Annotated in this window: 15 protein-coding genes and 1 tRNA gene; 7 read left to right on the top strand and 9 right to left on the bottom strand. The window is 68.1% G+C overall.

The genetic code is table 11. The annotated features are described in order from the left end of the window. Positions 1-55 precede the first annotated feature (55 nt). Together O4N75_RS18225 and O4N75_RS18230 are read left to right on the top strand one after the other, a co-directional pair. A tRNA-Arg gene (locus tag O4N75_RS18225) sits at positions 56-132 on the top strand. Positions 133-573: 441 nt separating this feature from the next. Beyond that, positions 574-1,035: a hypothetical protein gene (locus O4N75_RS18230; RefSeq protein ID WP_269626862.1), complete on the top strand. Its 462-nt coding sequence runs from the start codon at positions 574-576 to the stop codon at positions 1,033-1,035. Between the two features lie 713 nt (positions 1,036-1,748). On the opposite strand, the gene O4N75_RS18235 is transcribed toward O4N75_RS18230, so the two are convergent. After that, entirely contained in the window at positions 1,749-3,902 is a 2,154-nt protein-coding gene (locus tag O4N75_RS18235) for a malate synthase G (RefSeq protein WP_269626863.1), read from the bottom strand. 152 nt (positions 3,903-4,054) lie between these two features. Beyond that, positions 4,055-5,470, bottom strand: a complete 1,416-nt coding sequence (locus O4N75_RS18240) for a helix-turn-helix transcriptional regulator (protein WP_269626865.1) — start codon at positions 5,468-5,470, stop codon at positions 4,055-4,057. A 157-nt stretch (positions 5,471-5,627) separates the two neighbouring features. Between O4N75_RS18240 and O4N75_RS18245 the strand changes: the two genes are divergently transcribed. Further along, on the top strand, positions 5,628-7,220 hold the full coding sequence (locus O4N75_RS18245) for an isocitrate lyase (protein ID WP_269626866.1): 1,593 nt from the start codon (positions 5,628-5,630) through the stop codon (positions 7,218-7,220). A 161-nt stretch (positions 7,221-7,381) separates the two neighbouring features. Further along, positions 7,382-8,371: a polysaccharide deacetylase family protein gene (locus O4N75_RS18250; protein ID WP_269626867.1), complete on the top strand. Its 990-nt coding sequence runs from the start codon at positions 7,382-7,384 to the stop codon at positions 8,369-8,371. 98 nt (positions 8,372-8,469) lie between these two features. Here O4N75_RS18250 and O4N75_RS18255 read toward each other — a convergent pair whose 3' ends face one another. Then, complete coding sequence (locus O4N75_RS18255; protein WP_269626868.1) at positions 8,470-9,141, bottom strand: methyltransferase domain-containing protein; 672 nt, start codon at positions 9,139-9,141, stop codon at positions 8,470-8,472. A 210-nt stretch (positions 9,142-9,351) separates the two neighbouring features. Here O4N75_RS18255 and O4N75_RS18260 point away from each other — a divergent pair, with 210 nt between their 5' ends. The 3 genes from O4N75_RS18260 to O4N75_RS18270 are packed head-to-tail and all read left to right on the top strand — an operon-like array spanning position 9,352 to position 12,623. Beyond that, complete coding sequence (locus O4N75_RS18260; RefSeq protein ID WP_269626869.1) at positions 9,352-10,221, top strand: ABC transporter permease; 870 nt, start codon at positions 9,352-9,354, stop codon at positions 10,219-10,221. Next, a complete protein-coding gene (locus O4N75_RS18265) occupies positions 10,218-11,486 on the top strand; it encodes an ABC transporter ATP-binding protein (RefSeq protein ID WP_269626870.1) in 1,269 nt (422 codons plus the stop codon). Before O4N75_RS18260 ends, O4N75_RS18265 begins: the two co-directional genes overlap by 4 nt. A gap of 18 nt (positions 11,487-11,504) precedes the next feature. After that, positions 11,505-12,623, top strand: coding sequence for a glycosyltransferase family A protein (locus O4N75_RS18270; RefSeq protein WP_269626871.1), 1,119 nt, complete (start codon positions 11,505-11,507; stop codon positions 12,621-12,623). Here the strand turns inward: O4N75_RS18270 and O4N75_RS18275 are convergent. Genes O4N75_RS18275 through O4N75_RS18300 form a run of 6 tightly spaced genes read right to left on the bottom strand, consistent with a single transcriptional unit; the run spans position 12,620 to position 18,457 of the window. Beyond that, on the bottom strand, positions 12,620-13,558 hold the full coding sequence (locus tag O4N75_RS18275; RefSeq protein ID WP_269626872.1) for a glycosyltransferase: 939 nt from the start codon (positions 13,556-13,558) through the stop codon (positions 12,620-12,622). The two genes, O4N75_RS18270 and O4N75_RS18275, sit on opposite strands and share 4 nt — an antisense overlap. Beyond that, the gene (locus tag O4N75_RS18280) at positions 13,558-14,430 is read right to left on the bottom strand and encodes a glycosyltransferase family A protein (RefSeq protein WP_269626873.1); all 873 of its coding nucleotides are present in this window, start codon (positions 14,428-14,430) and stop codon (positions 13,558-13,560) included. The genes O4N75_RS18275 and O4N75_RS18280 overlap by 1 nt, the downstream gene beginning before the upstream one ends. Then, positions 14,417-15,385 (bottom strand): glycosyltransferase family A protein, encoded by a 969-nt coding sequence (locus O4N75_RS18285; RefSeq protein WP_269626874.1) that lies wholly within the window; start codon positions 15,383-15,385, stop codon positions 14,417-14,419. Before O4N75_RS18285 ends, O4N75_RS18280 begins: the two co-directional genes overlap by 14 nt. Positions 15,386-15,402: 17 nt before the next feature. Then, positions 15,403-16,482: an NAD-dependent epimerase/dehydratase family protein gene (locus tag O4N75_RS18290; protein WP_269626875.1), complete on the bottom strand. Its 1,080-nt coding sequence runs from the start codon at positions 16,480-16,482 to the stop codon at positions 15,403-15,405. Further along, the gene (locus O4N75_RS18295) at positions 16,479-17,579 is read right to left on the bottom strand and encodes a Gfo/Idh/MocA family oxidoreductase (RefSeq protein WP_269626876.1); all 1,101 of its coding nucleotides are present in this window, start codon (positions 17,577-17,579) and stop codon (positions 16,479-16,481) included. The genes O4N75_RS18290 and O4N75_RS18295 overlap by 4 nt, the downstream gene beginning before the upstream one ends. Beyond that, positions 17,465-18,457 carry a glycosyltransferase gene (locus O4N75_RS18300; RefSeq protein ID WP_269626877.1) on the bottom strand — a complete coding sequence of 331 codons (993 nt, stop codon included), beginning with the start codon at positions 18,455-18,457 and terminating at the stop codon, positions 17,465-17,467. The genes O4N75_RS18295 and O4N75_RS18300 overlap by 115 nt, the downstream gene beginning before the upstream one ends. Positions 18,458-19,047: the final 590 nt, after the last annotated feature.

Here is a 19,047-nt window from a genome sequence, read left to right on the forward strand (position 1 = left end):
CCCTCTATCGCAGCCATTCCCACCGGAACAGCCTTGCGCTATCACCCCACCGGTCGGCCCGGTAGCTCAGCAGGATAGAGCAGCGCTTTCCTAAAGCGAAGGTCGGGGGTTCGAGTCCCTCCCGGGCCGCCAGCGCAACTGTCGTTGCAACTTAAGACGTACCCATTTCCAACTTAAGGCCGTCCGATATATCTAGACGGGCCATGTGCGTGGCCAGGAGCGGACGCCCGGCGATGTCGGACATGGGTGGGTTGCGGACGTTGCTCTCCCGCTCAAGTTCGGCAGTATTTCTCGATGCGCTCACTTTGGACCCGCCAACTGAATGTCGTGACGGTCGCGGTCTTTGCCGCTTTGCTCGTTGGATGTGGTTCGCGAAGCGCATCTGGGAACGCCGAGCCCCTTCGGCTTACGGAAGATGCGCGCGCAATTGAAGCGTGCGAACTGTCGGTGCGGGTCGCTAGCGTTGGCGATGCCCACTCTAGGCTCGCCCGCGCCCTTTCGGGACGAAATGTGATCGTTTGCCCATTCAGGTCCGAACCTCAGACCAAGGTGTTTGCGGTGGGAGAGGCTGCGTTGTGCCAGAGCATGGAAGTCGGGGGACTGTCAGTGGCGGGCTCGCGACCGACCTCGTTCTCAGAGGTTGAACGCGGCGTGGAGTGCTCGGCTGCCACACGCACCGACCTGAGCGGCTCTCAGCCCGGACGCAGCGAAGTGTTCGTTTGGCAACTTCCCGATCCCCCACGAGTCGCTCGCGGCGACGTCCGCCCCGGCGATCTGATGTTTGAGGACTCTAAGGTGACACAACTGCTCGCGGACAGCGGCCTGCCCTTTCTCTATCGCGACCGGATCGGCGACATCATTTGCTTCGAGGTTCGAGAAGGCGAGCCCGATCCTCTGACTATGCTGCGGAGCGTGGGATATGTTCCTCCGAGCAATCTACGACAGATCGCACTGCAAGGGACCGACTGCCACGAAGCGGTCAAACGCCAGTTCAATAGGGACCTGCCAGTGATTGTCTCCAACAACGTCCGCTAAGGGTCGAAAGCCGAAATATCCTCCTTGCCGCAAAGCGGACCTAGAAAGTCGGCCTTAAGTTGCCACTCGCGAAATTGGGCCAGCGTTAGGTTGGCGATGCCGAGTTGTGGAAAAGCGCGACGCCCGCGTTTCCAGCGGGTTAGCCCGCCCTCGTTAAGTTGTACCGACAGTGATCGCGCCCAGGTGAGCGTCTAGCCCGCGGACGCCGACCGACATCCGCTCACCAAAGCCTCAGCGTCGCGCAGACGCCGTCATGGCACGGCTATGGACAGGCTTAAGTTGGGCACGCGCCAATTGAGACAGCCTTAGCTTGGATCGCCAAGTTTGGGGGAAACTCCACCACGTAGCGGTATCAACGTCTTGGCCGGACAGCATTGGGTAGGGCCGATATTTTTCTATGTATCTCAATTATTTAATTGAATTCTAGGCCCATCCTCATGTCGTCGCGGACGCGCCCAGGGCGATCACATCGCGCTATCAGTCGCCCAGGCTGCGGACTTCCAGGCCCTGTCGGGCAAGGTGGCTATGCTCGGCGCCGATACGGTGATCACTCTGGGCGGTCTGACGATCGTCATGGCCGGCGTGCCGATGAGCAGCCTCGTCGCCCGCGACTTTATCTTTTCCTGACCTCGGGCGTCGCCATGCGGCGCATTTAGCGCGGCGCTGGCGACAGCGGGCGGCCGGGATCGCAGCACGATCCCGGCCTGCCGACGTCAGGCGCCGGCCAGCTGCGCCTTACGCTCGCGGCGGCGGCGGGTCAGGACATGCTCGGTGTAGCCGTTCGGCTGCACGCGTCCCTCGAACACCAGCTCCAGCGCGGCCTGATAGGCGATGCTGGCGTCCGGGTTGGGGCTCATCGCCTGATAGGCGGCGTCACCGGCGTTCTGGGCGTCGACCACCTTGGCCATCCGGCCGAAGGTCTCGCGCACCTGCGCCTCGGTGCAGATCCCGTGGTGCAGCCAGTTGGCGATGTGCTGGCTCGAGATCCGCAGGGTGGCGCGGTCTTCCATCAGCCCGACGTCGTGGATGTCCGGCACCTTCGAACAGCCGACGCCCTGGTCGATCCAGCGCACCACGTAGCCGAGGATGCCCTGGGCGTTGTTGTCCAGCTCCTGCTGGATGTCGGCGGCGTTCCAGTTGGACTTCGCCAGCGGCGGGGTCAGCAGCTCGTCGGTCCCGGTCTTGGTCGCCGACTTGAGCATCGCGGCCTGCAGGGCCGGCACGTCAACCTCGTGATAGTGCAGCGCGTGCAGCACCGCGGCCGTCGGCGACGGCACCCAGGCGGTGTTGGCGCCGGCCTTCGGGTGGCCGACCTTGGCGGCCAGCATGTCCTTCATCATGTCGGGCGCCGCCCACATGCCCTTGCCGATCTGGGCGCGGCCCGGGAAGCCCGTGGCCAGGCCGATCTCGACGTTGCGCTTTTCGTAGGCCGGCAGCCAGGGCTCGGCCTTGATGGCGTCCTTGCGGACCACCGGGCCCGCCTCCATCGCCGTGTGGATCTCGTCGCCCGTGCGGTCGAGGAAGCCGGTGTTGATGAACACGATGCGGTCCCGGGCGGCGTGGATGCAGGCGGCCAGGTTGGCGCTGGTGCGGCGCTCCTCGTCCATCACGCCCAGCTTCACGGTGTTGCGCTCCAGGCCGAGCGCGTCCTCGACCATGTCGAACAGTCGCACAGCCAGCGCGACCTCATCGGGGCCGTGCATCTTCGGCTTCACCACATAGACCGAACCGGCCTTGCTGTTGCGGCGCGCGCCCTTCAGGTCATGCAGGGCGGCGGCGACAGTGACCAGGGCGTCGACCGCAGTCTCGAACACCGGCTCGCCGTCGAAGGTCACGGCGTCGGTCAGCATGTGGTGGCCGACATTGCGCACCAGCATCAGGCTGCGGCCACGCAGGGTCAGCGCGCCGCCGTTCGCGGCGGTATAGGTGCGATCCTCTTCCAGGCGACGGGTTTCGGTCTGGCCACCCTTGGTGAAGGTCGAGGTCAGGTCGCCCCGCATCAGGCCGAGCCAGTTGCGATAGACGCCCGTCTTGTCCTCGGCGTCGACGGCGGCGACGGAGTCCTCGCAGTCCTGAATGGCGGTCAGGGCGGCCTCGACCAGCACGTCGGAGACGCCCGCGGCGTCGTCCTTGCCGATGTTATGGGCGCGGTCGATCAGGATCTCGAGATGCAGGCTGTTGTGAGCCAGCAGCACGCCGGCCGGCGCGGCCGCCTCGCCGCGATAGCCCACGAACTGGGCCGGTGTCGCCAGCGCGACTTCCTGGCCGTCCTTCAGGCGCACGACCAGCCCTTGCCCGGCCACCACATAGGCCGCGGCGTCGGCATGCGAACCCGAGGCCAGCGGCGCGACGCGGTCCAGGAAGCTCCGGGCGAACGCCACCACCTTGGCCCCGCGCACCGGATCATAGCCCTTGCCGCCGGTCGGCGGTTCGAGCGCGTCAGTGCCGTAGAGCGCATCGTAGAGGCTGCCCCACCGCGCATTGGCGGCGTTGAGCGCGAAGCGGCCGTTGGAGACCGGCACCACCAGCTGCGGACCGGCGATCGAGGCGATCTCCGGATCGACGTTGCCGGTGCTGATCTCGAAGGGCGCCGGCTCGGGCAACAGGTAGCCGATCTCACGCAAGAAGGCGGTTTCCTCGGCCACGTCCAGCGGCTTGCCGCGACGCTCGCGCCACCAGCTGTCGATTTGCGCCTGCAGCTCGTCGCGGCGCTGCAGCATGGCCGCGTTGCGCGGGGTGAAGTCGGCCAGCACCTTTTCCAGCGCGGCCCAGAAGGCGTCCGGAGCTACGCCCGTCCCCGGCAGCAGCTCGCCTTCCACAAAGGCGTGCAGCGTGTCGTCGACCGTGAGGGATTTGCTGATGTTCATGCGACCCGTGTCCCCAACTAAAAGCGTCCCTGGGCTTCGCCGCAGTGCAGCGAGCCGGACCATTCCGGCGCTTTACTGCACGGAAGCGCGCCGGTTTGAAGCGTTTTGTTCGCGAGGGGCGACGCTTTGGCGCGCCAGGGGCAGAATTTGCCTTAGGCGTCGGAAAAGCCGAACGGCGCGCTCGTGCGGCGGATGTCGTCGGCCAGGATCTGCCGGCCGATCGGCGGCGCCGAACGCGCCGTGCACTCGGTGCGATGGCAGAGTCGGCAGGTGACCCCGATCGGCGTGGCGCTTTCCGGACCCGGACGGTCCTGGGTGTAGATCAGTCGGTGGGCGTGCTCGGCCGAGCACCCGAGCGCAATGGCCCGTTCAACCCGGGGGGTGCCGAATGCCCCGCCGCCGGCGGTGACGGTGCGGGCGATCGAAAAGAACCGCTCGCCGTCCGGCAGCTCCAGCCACTGGGTGACGATTTCGCGCGGCGTCTTGAACGCCTGGTGCACCGACCACAGCGGACAGCCGCCGCCGTGGCGCGCGAACGGAAAGCCCGCCCCGTCCAGGCGCTTGGAAACGTTGCCGGCCGGGTCGACGCGGATGAAGAAGAACGGCACCCGCTCGTGGCCGGGCTTCTGCAGGGTGGTCAGGCGGTGAGCGGTCTGCTCGAAGCTGGCCCCGAACTGGCGGGCCAGGGCCTCGACGTCGTAACGCCGCGCCTCCACCGCCTTGGCGAAGGCGGTATAGGGCATCAGGATCGCGGCGGCCGCATAGCTGGCCAGCGCCCGGCGGGTCAGCCGCTCGCCGCTCTCGCTGGCGAAGGTCCCCTCGGCCGCGACGGCGTCGACGTCCTCGCGCATCTCCAGATAGGCCAGTTGCAGGGCCAGCTGGAACACCTGGCTGGCGGTGTCGAGCGAGTCGTCGAGCAGCAGCTCTTTGCGGTGCCAGTCGAGCCGGCGGATCGACCCGACCATGAAGCTCGACGGGATGCGCCGGACCCGCAGATTGTGCCGCGCCTTCAGATAGGCGGCGATGCTGTCATGGGCGGCGACCTGCTGGGCCAGACGTTCGGCCGCGTCGTCCAGCACCGGAAAGCAGTTGCGTCGCGCGGCCAGGAACCGCCGGGACTCCGCCACCGGGTCGGCAGCGTCCGGGCCCTGGGCGGCGTCGCCCGCCGGCCCCTCGGCGCCGCGGTCGGCCAGGGCCAGCTGTTCTTCCTTATAGGCGGTGTAGAGCCGCAGCAGCGCCTCGGTGATGCCCGGGAAGTTGGTCGTGACGTCGGTGCTTTCCAGGGTCGGCAGGTCGATGTCGCCGAACATCGGGTCCTTCAGCACCGCCTGCAGCCGCGCCACGTCGTCCGACCCGCCGTCGCCGGCCAGGGCGGCCATGTCCATCTTGTAGGTCTGCGACAGCCGCAGCAGCATTTCGGCGCTGAGCGGTCGGTGGTTGCGCTCCAGCAGCGCGATGTACGAGGGCGAGACCTCCAGGTCCGCGGCCATGTCCGCCTGGGTCAGGCCGTGGTCCCGGCGCAGGCGGCGCAGGCTCGGACCGACATACAGGCGGCGTTCAGCGGCCATTTCTTACTCCGGACCTTGTCGATACATTACAGCATTACAGAGATCGTCCGTAAAGTCTTACATCCGCACCTCGCAGCGACTCCACACCGCCGGGCGACCGCCCTAGGTGACCGCCAGCACCGGGCCGAGTTCCCCCGGCTGATCGCGGAAGAGGCACATGTCTTATCAAGACCACATCATCGAGATGAGCCAGCTCATCAAAAGCAAGAGCGGCACCTGGGACGGCATCAACGCCGAGTCGGTGGCCCGCATGCGTCTGCAGAACCGCTTCAAGACCGGCCTGGAGATCGCCAAGTACAACGCCGCGATCATGCGCAAGGACATGGCCGCCTACGACCTGGACGCCGGCAAGTACACCCAGTCACTGGGCTGCTGGCACGGCTTCATCGGGCAGCAGAAGCTGATCTCGATCAAGAAGCACTTCGGCACCACCGACCGCCGCTACCTCTACCTGTCGGGCTGGATGGTCGCCGCCCTGCGTTCGGAGTTCGGCCCGCTGCCGGACCAGTCGATGCACGAGAAGACCTCGGTCCCGGCCCTGATCGAAGAACTCTACACCTTCCTGCGCCAGGCCGACGCCCGTGAGCTGGGCGGCATGTTCCGCGACCTCGACGCCGCGCGCGCCGCCGGCGACAAGGCCAAGGAACAGTCGATCATCGACGCGGTCGACAACTACCAGACCCACGTCGTGCCGGTCATCGCCGACATCGACGCCGGTTTCGGCAACGCCGAAGCGACCTACCTGCTGGCCAAGAAGATGATCGAAGCCGGCGCCTGCGCCCTGCAGATCGAAAACCAGGTCTCGGACGAAAAGCAGTGCGGCCACCAGGACGGTAAGGTCACCGTTCCGCACGAAGACTTCCTCGCCAAGGTCCGCGCCTGCCGCTACGCCTTCCTCGAGCTGGGCGTCGACGACGGCGTCATCGTGACCCGCACCGACTCGCTGGGCGCCGGCCTGACCAAGCAGATCGCCGTCAGCCACACCCCGGGCGACCTGGGCGACCAGTACAACAGCTTCCTGGACTGCGAAGAGATCGCCCCCGCCGACCTGAAGAACGGCGACGTGATCATCAACCGCGAAGGCAAGCTGCTGCGTCCGAAGCGTCTGCCGTCGAACCTGTTCCAGTTCCGCGAAGGCACCGGCGAAGACCGCTGCGTCCTGGACTCGATCACCTCGCTGCAGAACGGCGCCGACCTGCTGTGGATCGAAACCGAAAAGCCGCACGTCGAGCAGATCGCCGGCATGATGGACCGCGTCCGCGCCGTCATCCCCAACGCCAAGCTGGTCTACAACAACAGCCCGTCGTTCAACTGGACCCTGAACTTCCGTCAGCAAGTGTACGACGCGTGGAAGGCGGCCGGTAAGGACGTCTCGTCCTACGACCGCGCGGGCCTGATGAGCGTGGACTACGACGCCACCGAACTGGCGGCCGAAGCCGACGAACGCATCCGCACCTTCCAGGCGGACGGCGCCAAGCGCGCGGGCATCTTCCACCACCTGATCACCCTGCCGACCTACCACACCGCGGCCCTGTCGACCGACAACCTGGCCAAGGAGTACTTCGGTTCGCAAGGCATGCTGGGCTACGTGAAGGGCGTCCAGCGTCAGGAAATCCGCCAAGGCATCGCCTGCGTGAAGCACCAGAACATGTCCGGCTCGGACATCGGTGACGATCACAAGGAATACTTCGCCGGCGAAGCCGCGCTGAAGGCCGGCGGCGTCCACAACACGATGAACCAGTTCGCCTAAGGCGAGCCTCATCGACCGACTAGGGAACGGCCCGGGGCTCTCGCTCCGGGCCGTTTTTCTTTGGCGCGCGGCGCAAAGCCGGCGCGAACTTCATTCTCAACTAAGGCATTTGGGCGTTTAATCCGCCCAGCAAGCATTGCTGTGCTGGGAAATAGCCTCGGATGTCCAGGATCAGACGCATCGCCCGCAAGGCCGGGTATCGCCTCAAGGCCGCCGGCCGCCGCATGCTCGGCCTGCCCGCCGGCCCGGCGATCCTGATGTACCACCGCGTCAACGAGCCGGGGTACGATCCCTGGGAACTGGCGGTCACCCCAGCCCATTTCGACGAGCAGCTCGCCTGGCTCAAGCGCCGGCGCACGGTGCTGCCGCTGGTCGAGTTCGCCGAGCGCCATGCCCGCGGCGACCTGCCGCGCGACGCGGTCGCCATCACCTTCGACGACGGCTACGCCTGCAACGGCCTCAACGCCGCGCCGCTGCTGGCCGCCCATGGCCTGCCGGCCACCGTCTTCCTGGCCACCAGCGCGATCTCGGCCGACCATGAGTACTGGTGGGACGACCTGGAACGCATCGTCGTCGGCGCGCCGGTCACCTCCATGGACATCGAGATCGAGGGGCAAAGCCACGCCTTCGATCTCGGCCCGGCCGGCGATCTGCACGCCCCTAATCCGCAACGCCAGGCCGCCTACAAGGCGCTGTGGCAGGCGATGCGTCTGCTCGACCCGGTCGAGCGCCGCGCGCTGCTGGCCGACCTCGCGCGCCGCCACGGCATGCCGCAGACCGGACGCTCCAGCCATCGCAGCATGACCCGCCAGGAAATCCAGACCCTGGCCGCCGAGGGCGTGATCAGCTTCGGCGCCCACTCGGTCAACCACCCGGCGCTCAGCGAACTGAGCCGCGAGGACCAGCGGGCGGAAATCGAAACCAGCCGCGAGGTCTGCGCCGAGCTGTTGGGCGAGGCGCCCTCCACCTTCGCCTATCCGTTCGGCGACTACAGCGACGTGACCGTAGACGTGGTGCGCGAGGCCGGGTTCGCGGTCGCCGTCACCACCGACGCCGATGTGGTGCGCAAGGGCGCCAACCACTTGCGGCTGCCCAGGCTGCAGGTCGGCGACTGGCCGGCCAGTCGGCTGAGCGCGGCGCTCAACGCCTAGAGCATTTTCCGCCGAAGTGGCTACCGGTTCGGCGAAGAAAATGCTCCAAATTTGAAGAGTCCTGAGCAATTTCCGATCCGATCAGATCGGAAATTGCTCTAGGCCGCGCGTCGGGCCTTGATCGTGATGGTCACCGGATAGCCGTCGTCGACCTCGTCGAGTTTGCGCTTGCTGACCTGTTCATGGGCGAGCCCTTGCAGGAAGGCCGTGGCGGCGAAGGCGTTGCCGAAGGTCTCGACCTCGACGTTCTCCGGCCCGAAGACTTCCCCGAACAGCCGCTTGGCCGACAGCGTCGTCAGCGACCAGTACCAGGTCGTGCCCCACTGGTCCTCGGCCACCGGGCTGATCCCCGGCACCGTCACCAGCGCCACCCCGCCCGGCTTCAGCCCGCGCCGCATGCCCTCGACCGCAGCCTTCATGTCGTAGATCAGGTGCAGGGTCTGGGTCAGCACGATGCAGTCCAGCCCGCCGTCCGGCAGCACCCCTGGCTCAGCCAGGTCGCCGACGATGGTCGCTTCCGGATTGCCCGCCTTGACGTGCAGCACTTCCTGGCGCGTCACCTGCTCGCCGCCGAAGCGACGGCAGTAGGCCGCGTCCCCGATCTCCAGCGCCCGCCCGCGGATCTCGCCGGCCTGGCGGGCCAGGAAATTCTCGATGTAGTACCGGTCGATCGGCGTGCCGCGGTCGTAGCCGAACCGCCGGCTGACCGGCTCGGTGGTCAGGAACCTCAGGAACAGCCCTGCGCCGATACGGCGGTCGATTTTCGACATCAAGGCACGGCGCCGGCGGCTGTCGATCAACACAGCATTCCTCAAAAGTGGCGGGAGACAATCAACAATAGCGAAGCAGCAATTGACCATTGCGCTTCAATATTAACACTCCCTAAGCATCGGGTGTGGTCAATGCCTCGGCAACTGGAGTCTTGATGCGGGCGCTCGGGTCGGCCAATGCTCGGGAACCGCGAGGGAGCTCGTAACCACATGGCCGACAGCGCCGCACTCCCGGACCACGAGGCTTCGCCCCCGCACCTCCTGCGGGAAACCGTGGTGCGCCCCACCAGCGGCTGGCGGGCGCTCAATCTCGGCGAGCTGCTGCTCTATCGCGACCTGTTGATGTTCCTCGTCTGGCGCGACCTCAAGGTCCGCTACCAGCAGACCATCCTCGGCGGCGCCTGGGCGATCATCCAGCCGCTGGCGACGATGCTGGTTTTCACCGTCGTGTTCGGAAAGCTGGCCAAGCTGCCGTCCGACGGCATCCCCTACCCGCTGTTCAGCTTCACCGCCCTGGTGATCTGGACCTATTTCAGCCAGGCGGTGAGCGGGGCGGTGAACAGCCTGATCGGCAACACTCAGCTCATCGAGAAGGTCTACTTCCCGCGCATGATCCTGCCGATCGCCGCGGTGGTGCGCGGCCTGGCCGACCTGGCCGTCGCCTTCGCGTTCCTGCTCGCCCTGCTGGCCTTCTACGGGGTCTGGCCGACCTGGAAGGTGGTGTTCGTCATTCCCTTCACCCTGCTGGCCATCGTCGCCACCGTCGGCGTCGGCGCGGGGCTGGCGGCGGTCAACGTTCGGTTCCGTGACGTGCGGCAGATGATGCCGCTGCTGGTGCAGCTCTGGATGTTCGCCACCCCCGTCGCCTATCCGGCCAGCATGGCGCCCGAGGCCTGGCGCCCGCTGCTCGGCCTCAACCCGATGACCGGCGTCGTCGAAGGCTATCGCTGGGCGATGCTGAACACCGGACCCTTCCCGTTCGATCTGGTCGCCATGTCCACCGCCAGCGCGTTGGTCATGCTGATCGTCGGCCTCTTCGTCTTCCGAAGGATCGAGAGCAGCTTCGCGGACATCATATGAAGAACGAACGGCCATGGGCGATCAGGGTCGACGAGCTCACCAAGCGCTATCGCCTGGGCGGGGCCGGCTCGACCAACCTGCGCTATACGATTTCCGAGGGCGTCCGGCGCGTGCCCCAGCTGCTGCGCGGCGAGCGGCGTCCCCGGCCTGAGGATTTCTGGGCGCTCAACGGCGTGTCCTTCGACATCGCCCGCGGCGAGATCGTCGGGGTCATCGGCAAGAACGGGGCCGGCAAGAGCACGCTCCTGAAGATCCTGTCGCGGATCACCGAACCGACGACCGGCGAGGTCCGCTTCCGCGGTCACGTGGGTTCGCTGCTCGAGGTCGGCACCGGCTTCCACCCCGAGCTCTCGGGCCGCGACAACGTGTTCCTCAACGGCGCCATCCTGGGCATGTCGCGCCAGCAGATCGCCCGCCGGTTCGACGAGATCGTCGCCTTCGCCGAGGTCGCCGACTTCATCGACACCCCGGTCAAGCGCTACTCCAGCGGCATGTACACGCGCCTGGCCTTCGCGGTCGCCGCGCACCTGGAGACCGACATCCTGCTGATCGACGAGGTTCTCGCCGTCGGCGACATCGGCTTCCAGCAGAAGTGCCTGGCCCGCATGGACGAGCTGGCGCACGGCGGCCGCACGGTGCTGTTCGTCAGCCACAACATCACCGCCATCCAGTCGCTCTGCCCGCGCTCGATCCTGCTCCAGGGCGGCAAGGTCGCGGCCGACGGACGGACCCACGACGTCCTCTCCTCCTATCTGCGCGCCGGCGCCGAAGGCCCGTCCGGCCTGCGCCATTGGACGCCCGAGACCGCGCCCACCGGCGGCTCGGCCAAGCTGCATGCGATCCAGGCCCTGTCGCTCGACGAGGTCCATCCGCACCTCATCGACGTCCACACGCCGTTCCAGATCGCCTTCGACTACGAATGGATGGGCGCCCCCAAGCAGCCGCTGCGCTTCGACATCCGCGTACTGAACCAGAGCGGCGTGGTGGTGTTCGACGTCGCCAGCCCGCAATCGACCTGGGCCCAGACGCCCGGCCGCCATCGGATCAGCTGCCTGATCCCCGGGGACATGCTGAACGCCGACGAGTATCGCCTCAATCTGATCCTGCGGCAGGGCGACGAAGAGGTGCTAGACCTTCCCGACGTGATGCTGTTCGAGCTGCTCGACAGCGACGTCGACCGCTACGGCTGGTACGGGGAATGGGAGGGCGTGCTGCGGCCGCGGTTCGAATGGCGCGCCGAGCCGATGCCCGCCGTCGCCGTCTGACCTGACCGGCCGCCGATGGTGACCAGCCCGCCCCCCAGCGACCTGATCGGCCCCGGCGTGGCGACGCCCGGCGTCAGTCATCGCCCGCTGTCGGCCGAACCGGACCCGGCGGCCGCCATGACCGTCTTCTGGGAAGCTGGCCTGCCCGTCGCCCAGGCGCTGACCGGCAGCGATGGCGTCACGCGCCGCACCGTCCCGGCTAAGCGCCGGATCCGGCTGAGCCTCTCGCCGCAGCCGCCGTCGGTGAGCGTCGTGATCTGCACGCGCGACCGCCCCGAGGAACTGCGCCGCTGCCTGGCCTCGCTGCCGGCCCAGACCCTGCGCCCGCTGGAAGTGATCGTGGTCGACAACGCATCGAACGGCGAGGCCACCCGCGCAGCCGCCCTGGACGCCGGCGTGGTCTATGTGCGCGAGGACCGACCCGGCCTCGACTATGCCCGCAACACCGGCGCGGCGACCGCGCGCGGCGAGATCGTCGCCTATACCGACGACGACGTGCTGCTGCACCCGAACTGGCTGCAGAACCTGGTCGCGGCCTTCGACGCGCCGGAGATCGGGGCGGTGACCGGACTGGTGCTGCCGGCCGAACTGGCCACCCCCGCCCAGCTGCACTTCGAGACCTATTGGAGCTTCGCGCGCGGCTACGAGCCCCGGGACTACACCCCCGAAGCCTTCAAGGCCGAGCGGCGGGCCTTTCCGGCCTGGGAGATCGGCGCCGGGGCCAGCATGGCGTTCCGTCGCCAGGTCTTCGCCACGGCCGGCCTGTTCGACGAGCGACTGGACGTGGGCCGCGCCGGCTGCTCGGGAGACTCCGAGTTCTGGCACCGGCTGCTCGCCAACGGCTATGTCTGCCGCTACGAGCCGTCCTCAGTCGCCTTCCACTATCATCGAGCGTCCGACGACGGCCTGGCCCGCCAGCTGTTCAGCTACATGCGGGGGCATTCGGCGGCGCTGCTCGTGCAGTTCGAACGGACCGGCCGCCTCGGCGACCTGCGCCGCGCCTTCCTGAGCCTGCCGGTGCGCTACGGCCGCCGGGCGCTGCGCCGCTCCCAACCGCGCGACCGGTTCCTGGACCTGGAGATCCGCGGCTACCTCTCGGGCCTCGGCTTCTACCTTAGCGGTTCGCGCCGGGTCTAACGGCCGACCACGCCGCGCACGGATCGCCTTACCGCGCGGCGCGCCCGCACCGCCGCGTCGGACGCCCGCCGCGCCGCCAGGGCCAGGCGATCGCCAGCTCCGAGCGGCCAATCCGGCAGATCGTAGGGAGCGAAAGCCAGCCGAAAGGCCCGCTCGGTCTGCGCCGTCATCAGCCCATGCTCGCGGGCGTGCTCGGCCGCCCAGGTCAGGAACGCGATCCGCGCCGCGTGCGGCCGAAAACGATCATAGTCGCCGCCCTCGCTGGCCTTGTTCGAGGTCGACTCCGGATGCTGGCGATAGCGGGACTGGAATTGGTCGGCGACATAGACCGGATGGCGCAGCAGCAGCTTGGCCCAGAGGCTCTGGTCCTCGTACAGCGCGAACCGCTCCTCGAAGCCGCCGACTTCCTCGATCGCCGAGCGGCGGATCAGCACCGCGCAGGTGCACGGCACGTCGCCCTGCTGGCCCAGGAGCACCGAGTTGAACAGCGACGGCCCCGGATGCGTCCGGCCGGCGAAACGGCGCATGCTTTCGGTCCAGGTGCGGGGGTTTTCGCCCTCCCACCACCACAGGGTCGGCCCGTACATCCACGCCGCCTGCGGCGCGCGCTCCAGCGCGGCGAGCTCGAAGGCCAGTTTGGTCGGCTCGAACAGGTCGTCGGCGTCCAGGAAGGCGACGAAGCGTCCGCGCGCGGCGTCCATGCCGCGGTTGCGCGCCGCGGCCGCGCCGCGCCGCGCCGGATCGGGCGCCAGGACCCGGATTCGCCCGTCGGCGGCGGCCGCCGCAGCCGCCATCTGCGGGCTGGCGTCGCTGGAGCCGTCGTCCACCAGCAGCAGCTCCCAGTCGCCGAAGGTCTGGGCCTGCACCGAGGCGATCGCCTGCTCGATATAGGCCTCAGCGTTGAGGAACGGCGTGATCACCGAGACTTCAGCCATCAGCGGGGCGCCTTGCCGATCAGACGCCGCACCATGTTCTTGGCCATCCTCAGCCGCAGGTCGGCGATCGTGCTCCGCACGGCCTGCCGCGCCTGCGGGTCGGCCCGCTGCGCCGCAAGGTAACGCGACAGCCAGCCGAGATAGCGCAGCCGCGCCCGGTCGTCGGCGCCCGCCGCGGCGGATTCGGCCGTCGCGCTCTGCGGATGCTGCCGATACTTGAACCACACCGCGTCGGCGACATAGGTCGGCGCGGCCAGCAGGGCCTTGGCGTAGAACACCTGGTCCTCGAACATGCCCTTGAACGCGGCCTCGAAGCCGCCGACCCCGTCGACCAGCGACTTGCGCAGCAGCGAGCCGCTGGAGGTGGGCGTCTGGTAGACGTTCTTCAGCTGCAGATGGAACAGATGCGGCGGCCGATAGAGCCGGTCCGGTTCGACGCCCAGGTCGTAGACGAAGTCGTCTTCGGCGGCGTCCGGCATCCAGGCGTGCCAGATCAGCGCCCGTCCATAGACCATGCCGGCCTCGGGCTCGCGGTCCAGGATCGCGACCTGTTCGGCCAGCTTGCCGGGCGCCCAGATGTCGTCGGCGTCGAGAAAGGCGACCAGCTCGCCCTTGGCGTGGGTCAGACCGAGATTGCGCGTCGCGCTCATCCCGCGATTGACGCCGCCTGGGTGACGCAGCAGCCGCACGCGGTCCGGATGGGCGTCCACATAGCTCTGCGTCAGTTCGCGGCTGCCGTCATCTGAGCCGTCGTCGACGACCAGCAGTTCGTAATCCGGCCAGGTCTGGGCCAGCACGCTGTCGATCGCTTCAGCCAGGTAGGTCTCGCCGTTGTAGACGATGATGATGACGCTGACCCTAGGCGGGGCCATTCGGACCTCCCGCCCGCTGCGCCAGGCGGCGGCGCAGCGCCGATCGCGCCGACTGCACGCGGCGGCGCGTGTTGGCGATGGCCATGCGCGCGGCGCTGGCCGGCAGGGCGCGCGGCGAAATCTGGGTGATCCCGACGGCCTGCCGCATCAGCGGGGCCAGCCCGGCCGCCTTGCGGTTCTCCAGCAGGTTCATCAGCCAGGTGTCGGAGTAGAACCGGATCCAGCGGGCCTCGCCCTCGCGGACAGCCGTGCGCCATTCCGGCCGCTCGTCGGCTGCGGCGCGATAACGGCGCACGACCCCGAGCACCGAGCGCAGCATCATCGCGGTGTCGCGCGACATGTTCTGATCGTGCTGCCAGTACTCGGCCATCATCTCCGGCCGCGCGGCGATCGCATAGTTGCGCGACATGCGCAGATAGGCGTCGTAGTCCTCGCAGGCGCGCAGCGAGGCGTCGAACGCCCCCACCGCCTCCAACCGGTCGGCGCGATACATGACCGTCGCGTGCATGCCGATGCAGTTGCAGCGCAGGAAGGTCGCAAACGGATCCTCGCCCGGCGGGAAGAGCGGCGCAGGGGTGATCTCGCGGGTCACCGCATCGACATAGCAATAGGAGCCGTAGACCATCCCGCAGTCGGGATGCTGGGCGAACAGCTCGAGCTGCTTGGCCAGGGCGTCGGGCAGCAGTTGGTCGTCGGCGTCGAGAAACACCAGGTACTCGCTGTCGGCCGCCCGCATGCCTGTGTTGCGCGCCGCCGACAGGCCCTGGTTCTCCTGCCGGATCAGCTTGACCGTCGGATAGCGCGCCGTCACCGCCGCCGGATCGTCGCGCGAGCCGTCGTCGACGACGATCACCTCGGCCGGCGGCACGGTCTGGGCCAAGGCGCTGTCGATCGCCGCAGCCAGGTAATGTGCGTGATTATAGGTCGGTATGATCACCGCTACTCTGGCTGCCATCGCCCCACCCTGTCCTCTTACGACACAACTGGATAACCTGCGGACTCGAGCCACGCGATGGAACGACGAAGCCCTTCCCCGAACGATACGACGGGAACGTAACCAAGTTCCACCTCGGCGCGAGTCCAGGAAATCCAGACCGAGCCGGTCTGTAGCAAGGTCCGTTCCAGCGAGACCTCGGGGCCTGCGCGCACCGGCGCGGGCGGGGCGGCGCGCGCGCGGTACGACTTGAGCCCAGCCCCGATCCCGACGCGGACCGGCCGCGGCAGGCCGCCGGCCAGACCCTTGACCAGCGGCGAGCGACGCAGCCGCTCCAGCGGCGAGGGCGCCGCCGGGGCGGGGGCGGCGGACGCCGGCATGTCCGGCAGCGCGTCCAGGTCCACGCCCAGGGCCGCAGCGATCGGCCCGTAGAGGTCGCGCCAGCTGGGCTGCTCGCGATCCCCCAGCAGGTAGGTGCGCCCTGCCGCCCGATCCGATGTCGCCGCCAAGCCGATCGCGTGGACGAGATTGTCGACATAGATGGAGTTGCAGGCCCCGCGCGCGCCGGCGACCACATAGGCCTCGCCGGCCAGCAGTTCGTCGGCCCAGCCTCCCACCCATTGCGATCGCGGCCCGAACACGATGCCCGGACGTAGCACCACCGTTTCGACTCCGCCGTCACGCGCGAGCTCAGCCAGCAGGCGTTCAGCCCGGACCTTGGCGTTGTTGTAGGCCATCGGCTGGCGGTCGTTGAGAGCGCTGTCCTCGTCGGCGCCGGCGGCGGGCGCCTGGCCATGGACCGAGGCGCTGCTCAGATAGATCAGCCGCGAGACCCCGGCGTCCTGCGCGGCCCGATAGACCGGCTCGACGGCGCCGACGATAGCCTGCGGGTCGCCGGCCACCGCCGAGACGACGACGTCGCAGCCGCGCAAAGCGGCGGCCAGGGCGGCGCGGTCACCCGCATCGGCCACCCGGACGTCCAGGTCGAACCGGCGCGGAAGCGCCGCGGCGCTGGCCCGGCGGACGATCGGGAGCACCTGCCGCCCCGACAGATGCAGCATTTCGACGGCGCGGTTGCCGACGAAGCCGTTGGCGCCGAGGATCGCGATCCGCGTCATGGCGCTGCGCCGACGTCGATCCACGGCTCAGCCATCGGCAGGCGCCGCGCGTAGCACAGATCGATCATCGCCAGGGCCGCGAGACCGGGTTCCTGCCCGCGGCCCGCTTCCGGAGCGCCGGAGATCGCCGCCCGCAGCTGGGCCGTGAAGGCGTCCTGGAAGTCGCCGCCCTTCTCCAGGACCAACGCGGCGACCTGGCCGTCGAGCTCAAGCTCCAACCGGTCGGTCTCGTACGGCGTCCAGATCATCCTGCCGGCCGAACCCTGAAAGACGAAGCGGTTGGGCCGCGCCCAGTCGCGACTGAAGCGGACCCTCGCCCGCACGCCGCCGAAGTCCAGAACGACCCGCGCATTGGCCTCGACGCCGCCGCGGGCGTCGTCCCGGCATTCGATCAGTTGCGGCTCTCCGAGCCAGCCGATCAGCAGGTCGAACACGTGCGGGCCGAGGTCCCGCAGCACCCCGCCGCCGCTCTCGGCGCGGCTGAAATAGGCCGGCGAACTGACCGGCCAGTCGAACGGGCCGCCCTCGAAGACCTCCACGGTCTCCAGGTCCCCGATCACCCCTCGGCGCAGAAGATCAGCGATGGCCCGCACCGACGGGAAGCGGCGGCGCACCAGCCCCTCGGTCAACGGCCGACCCGCAGCCTGCGCGGCGGCGACCATGCGGGCCGCCTCGTCCCCCGACATCGCCAGCGGCTTCTCGCAGTGAACCGCCAGCCCGCGGGCCAGCGCGACAAAGGTCTGCTCGGCGTGTCGCCGGGGCGGCGAGGCCACCAGGACCAGATCAAGGTCGGCCGTCAGCAGATCCTCGTAGCTGGCGCAGGTGCGCGCGTCAGGCAGTCGCGCGCAGACCGCCTGCATCGCCGCCGGATCGGGGTCGAAGACGGCGACCAGCCGCGCTGCCCCCTCCGCCTCCAGCGCCAGCAGCGCCGGCGCGTAGTAGCGCGCGCTGACCGCCCCGCACCCGGACAGCCCGATGCGGATCAGACGCCGTGGGCGCCCCGGGCGATGAAGGTGAGGGTCAATGCGATCGCGGCCGCCCGCCGCAGTACGGTCGGGGTCGCGCTTAGCCTGATCGCCGCCAGCAGATGCGCGCACGTTCCTTGCCGATCCCCGCTCCGCGCGAACCTGCGCGCATTGTTGAGGGCGGTGTCGGCATAGGTCAACCGAGCCCGCTGGGTGATGGCCCGCGCCCGCGGCGCCGGCAGGTACTCGCTGAAGATCTCGATGGCGCGCCGGGTGTAGCCCAGCTCCTGCGCGAACCGGTAATGGCGGCCGGTGTTCGAGTTCTCGTGCATGCGGTAGCCCGCCAGCACCTTGGGCTCGTACCAAACCGGGCAGCGGGCGGCGATGCGCACCCACATCTCCCAATCCTCGGAGCAGACCAGCCGCGGGTCGAAGCCGCCAAGCTCTTCATAGACATCCCGCCGCACGGTGATCGACGGAGTCATGATCCGCTGCTCCTCGGCCAGCCGCTCGACGCCGCCGGTCAGCGGCCCGGCTCGTGGTTGCTCAGCGTCGGGAACGGAGAGCTCGCGCCCGTCGCCATCGATGTAGCGATGCCGGCAGAAGGCGGCGCCGATCTCCGGCGAACTCTCGAACCCCTTCTGCATCGCCGCATAGAAGCCCGGCTCGACGCGGTCGTCGCCGTGCAGCAGGTGAACATAGCGCCCCCGGGCGCGGCTCAGGCAGGTCGCGAAGTTTAGGATGTGCCCGACATTCTGCGGCTGGCGGTGAAAGACCACCCGATCGCCGGCGATGGCCCGCACGACAGCTTCCGGATCGTCGGTCGAACCATCGTCCACCACCTCGATCTGCATCTCGTCAGCGCCCCGCGGCGCCTGGTCGAGCACGCTGCTCAGAGTCTCGCCCAGATAGCCGGCGCAGTTGTAGGTCGGGATCATCACCGACCAGGTCGGCCGCGGCAGGTTGTCGGTGATCGGCTCGATCCGGGCGCGTTGCAGGGGCGTGCTCATCGGTGTCCTCCACCCCCCATGCGCACGCCGGAAATGCGCAGCACCTTTGCGCGTCTTCAGATGACGGGCGTCGCCGACGCACAGCGTCCGTCACACACGACCGCGCGCGCCTACGTAGTCTGGCCGCGCCCTGGCCGCCGGTCGTCGTCGCCGGAAGGAGCCTCACCCAGCCCCGGACGACCACCTCCTTGAAGCGCAGCTCGGCGGGCGTCCCTACCGCGCTGACGATCGCTTCGACCGCCATATCGATACGCGCTCAGCACAAGGTCAAGAGAAATGGATACATATGTAAGCTTAGTTATAGACAATTATGACAAATAACGAAATTGGTCTCGACCTTAACTGTATTTACAATTGACAACTTCAGCGATAATTTCACCCGAATTCCCAACCTTAACTTAACGACAAAACTTACCCGATCGCGAAATGTCGCCAAAAACAACCAACGCGCGCACAACTTTGCGGCGATCTCGCAATCTCTACTATAGAATGTTTAGAAAACGACGGGCGCGGGTCGCGGCGCCGGAGCGGCGACGATGTCCGCAAGGCGACGCCTGCCCGCCGGACAGCCAAGAAGAGTCGAGGCACTC

This window comes from Phenylobacterium sp. NIBR 498073 (assembly GCF_027286305.1).
Classification (GTDB): Bacteria; Pseudomonadota; Alphaproteobacteria; order Caulobacterales; family Caulobacteraceae; genus Phenylobacterium.

Coding starts and splice junctions, on each gene's coding strand:
- O4N75_RS18235 (WP_269626863.1), bottom strand. CDS start 3,902: ATGAACATCAGCAAATCCCTCACGGTCGACGACACGCTGCACGCCTTT.
- O4N75_RS18240 (WP_269626865.1), bottom strand. CDS start 5,470: ATGGCCGCTGAACGCCGCCTGTATGTCGGTCCGAGCCTGCGCCGCCTG.
- O4N75_RS18245 (WP_269626866.1), top strand. CDS start 5,628: ATGTCTTATCAAGACCACATCATCGAGATGAGCCAGCTCATCAAAAGC.
- O4N75_RS18250 (WP_269626867.1), top strand. CDS start 7,382: ATGTCCAGGATCAGACGCATCGCCCGCAAGGCCGGGTATCGCCTCAAG.
- O4N75_RS18255 (WP_269626868.1), bottom strand. CDS start 9,141: ATGTCGAAAATCGACCGCCGTATCGGCGCAGGGCTGTTCCTGAGGTTC.
- O4N75_RS18260 (WP_269626869.1), top strand. CDS start 9,352: ATGGCCGACAGCGCCGCACTCCCGGACCACGAGGCTTCGCCCCCGCAC.
- O4N75_RS18265 (WP_269626870.1), top strand. CDS start 10,218: ATGAAGAACGAACGGCCATGGGCGATCAGGGTCGACGAGCTCACCAAG.
- O4N75_RS18275 (WP_269626872.1), bottom strand. CDS start 13,558: ATGGCTGAAGTCTCGGTGATCACGCCGTTCCTCAACGCTGAGGCCTAT.
- O4N75_RS18280 (WP_269626873.1), bottom strand. CDS start 14,430: ATGGCCCCGCCTAGGGTCAGCGTCATCATCATCGTCTACAACGGCGAG.
- O4N75_RS18285 (WP_269626874.1), bottom strand. CDS start 15,385: ATGGCAGCCAGAGTAGCGGTGATCATACCGACCTATAATCACGCACAT.
- O4N75_RS18290 (WP_269626875.1), bottom strand. CDS start 16,482: ATGACGCGGATCGCGATCCTCGGCGCCAACGGCTTCGTCGGCAACCGC.
- O4N75_RS18300 (WP_269626877.1), bottom strand. CDS start 18,457: ATGAGCACGCCCCTGCAACGCGCCCGGATCGAGCCGATCACCGACAAC.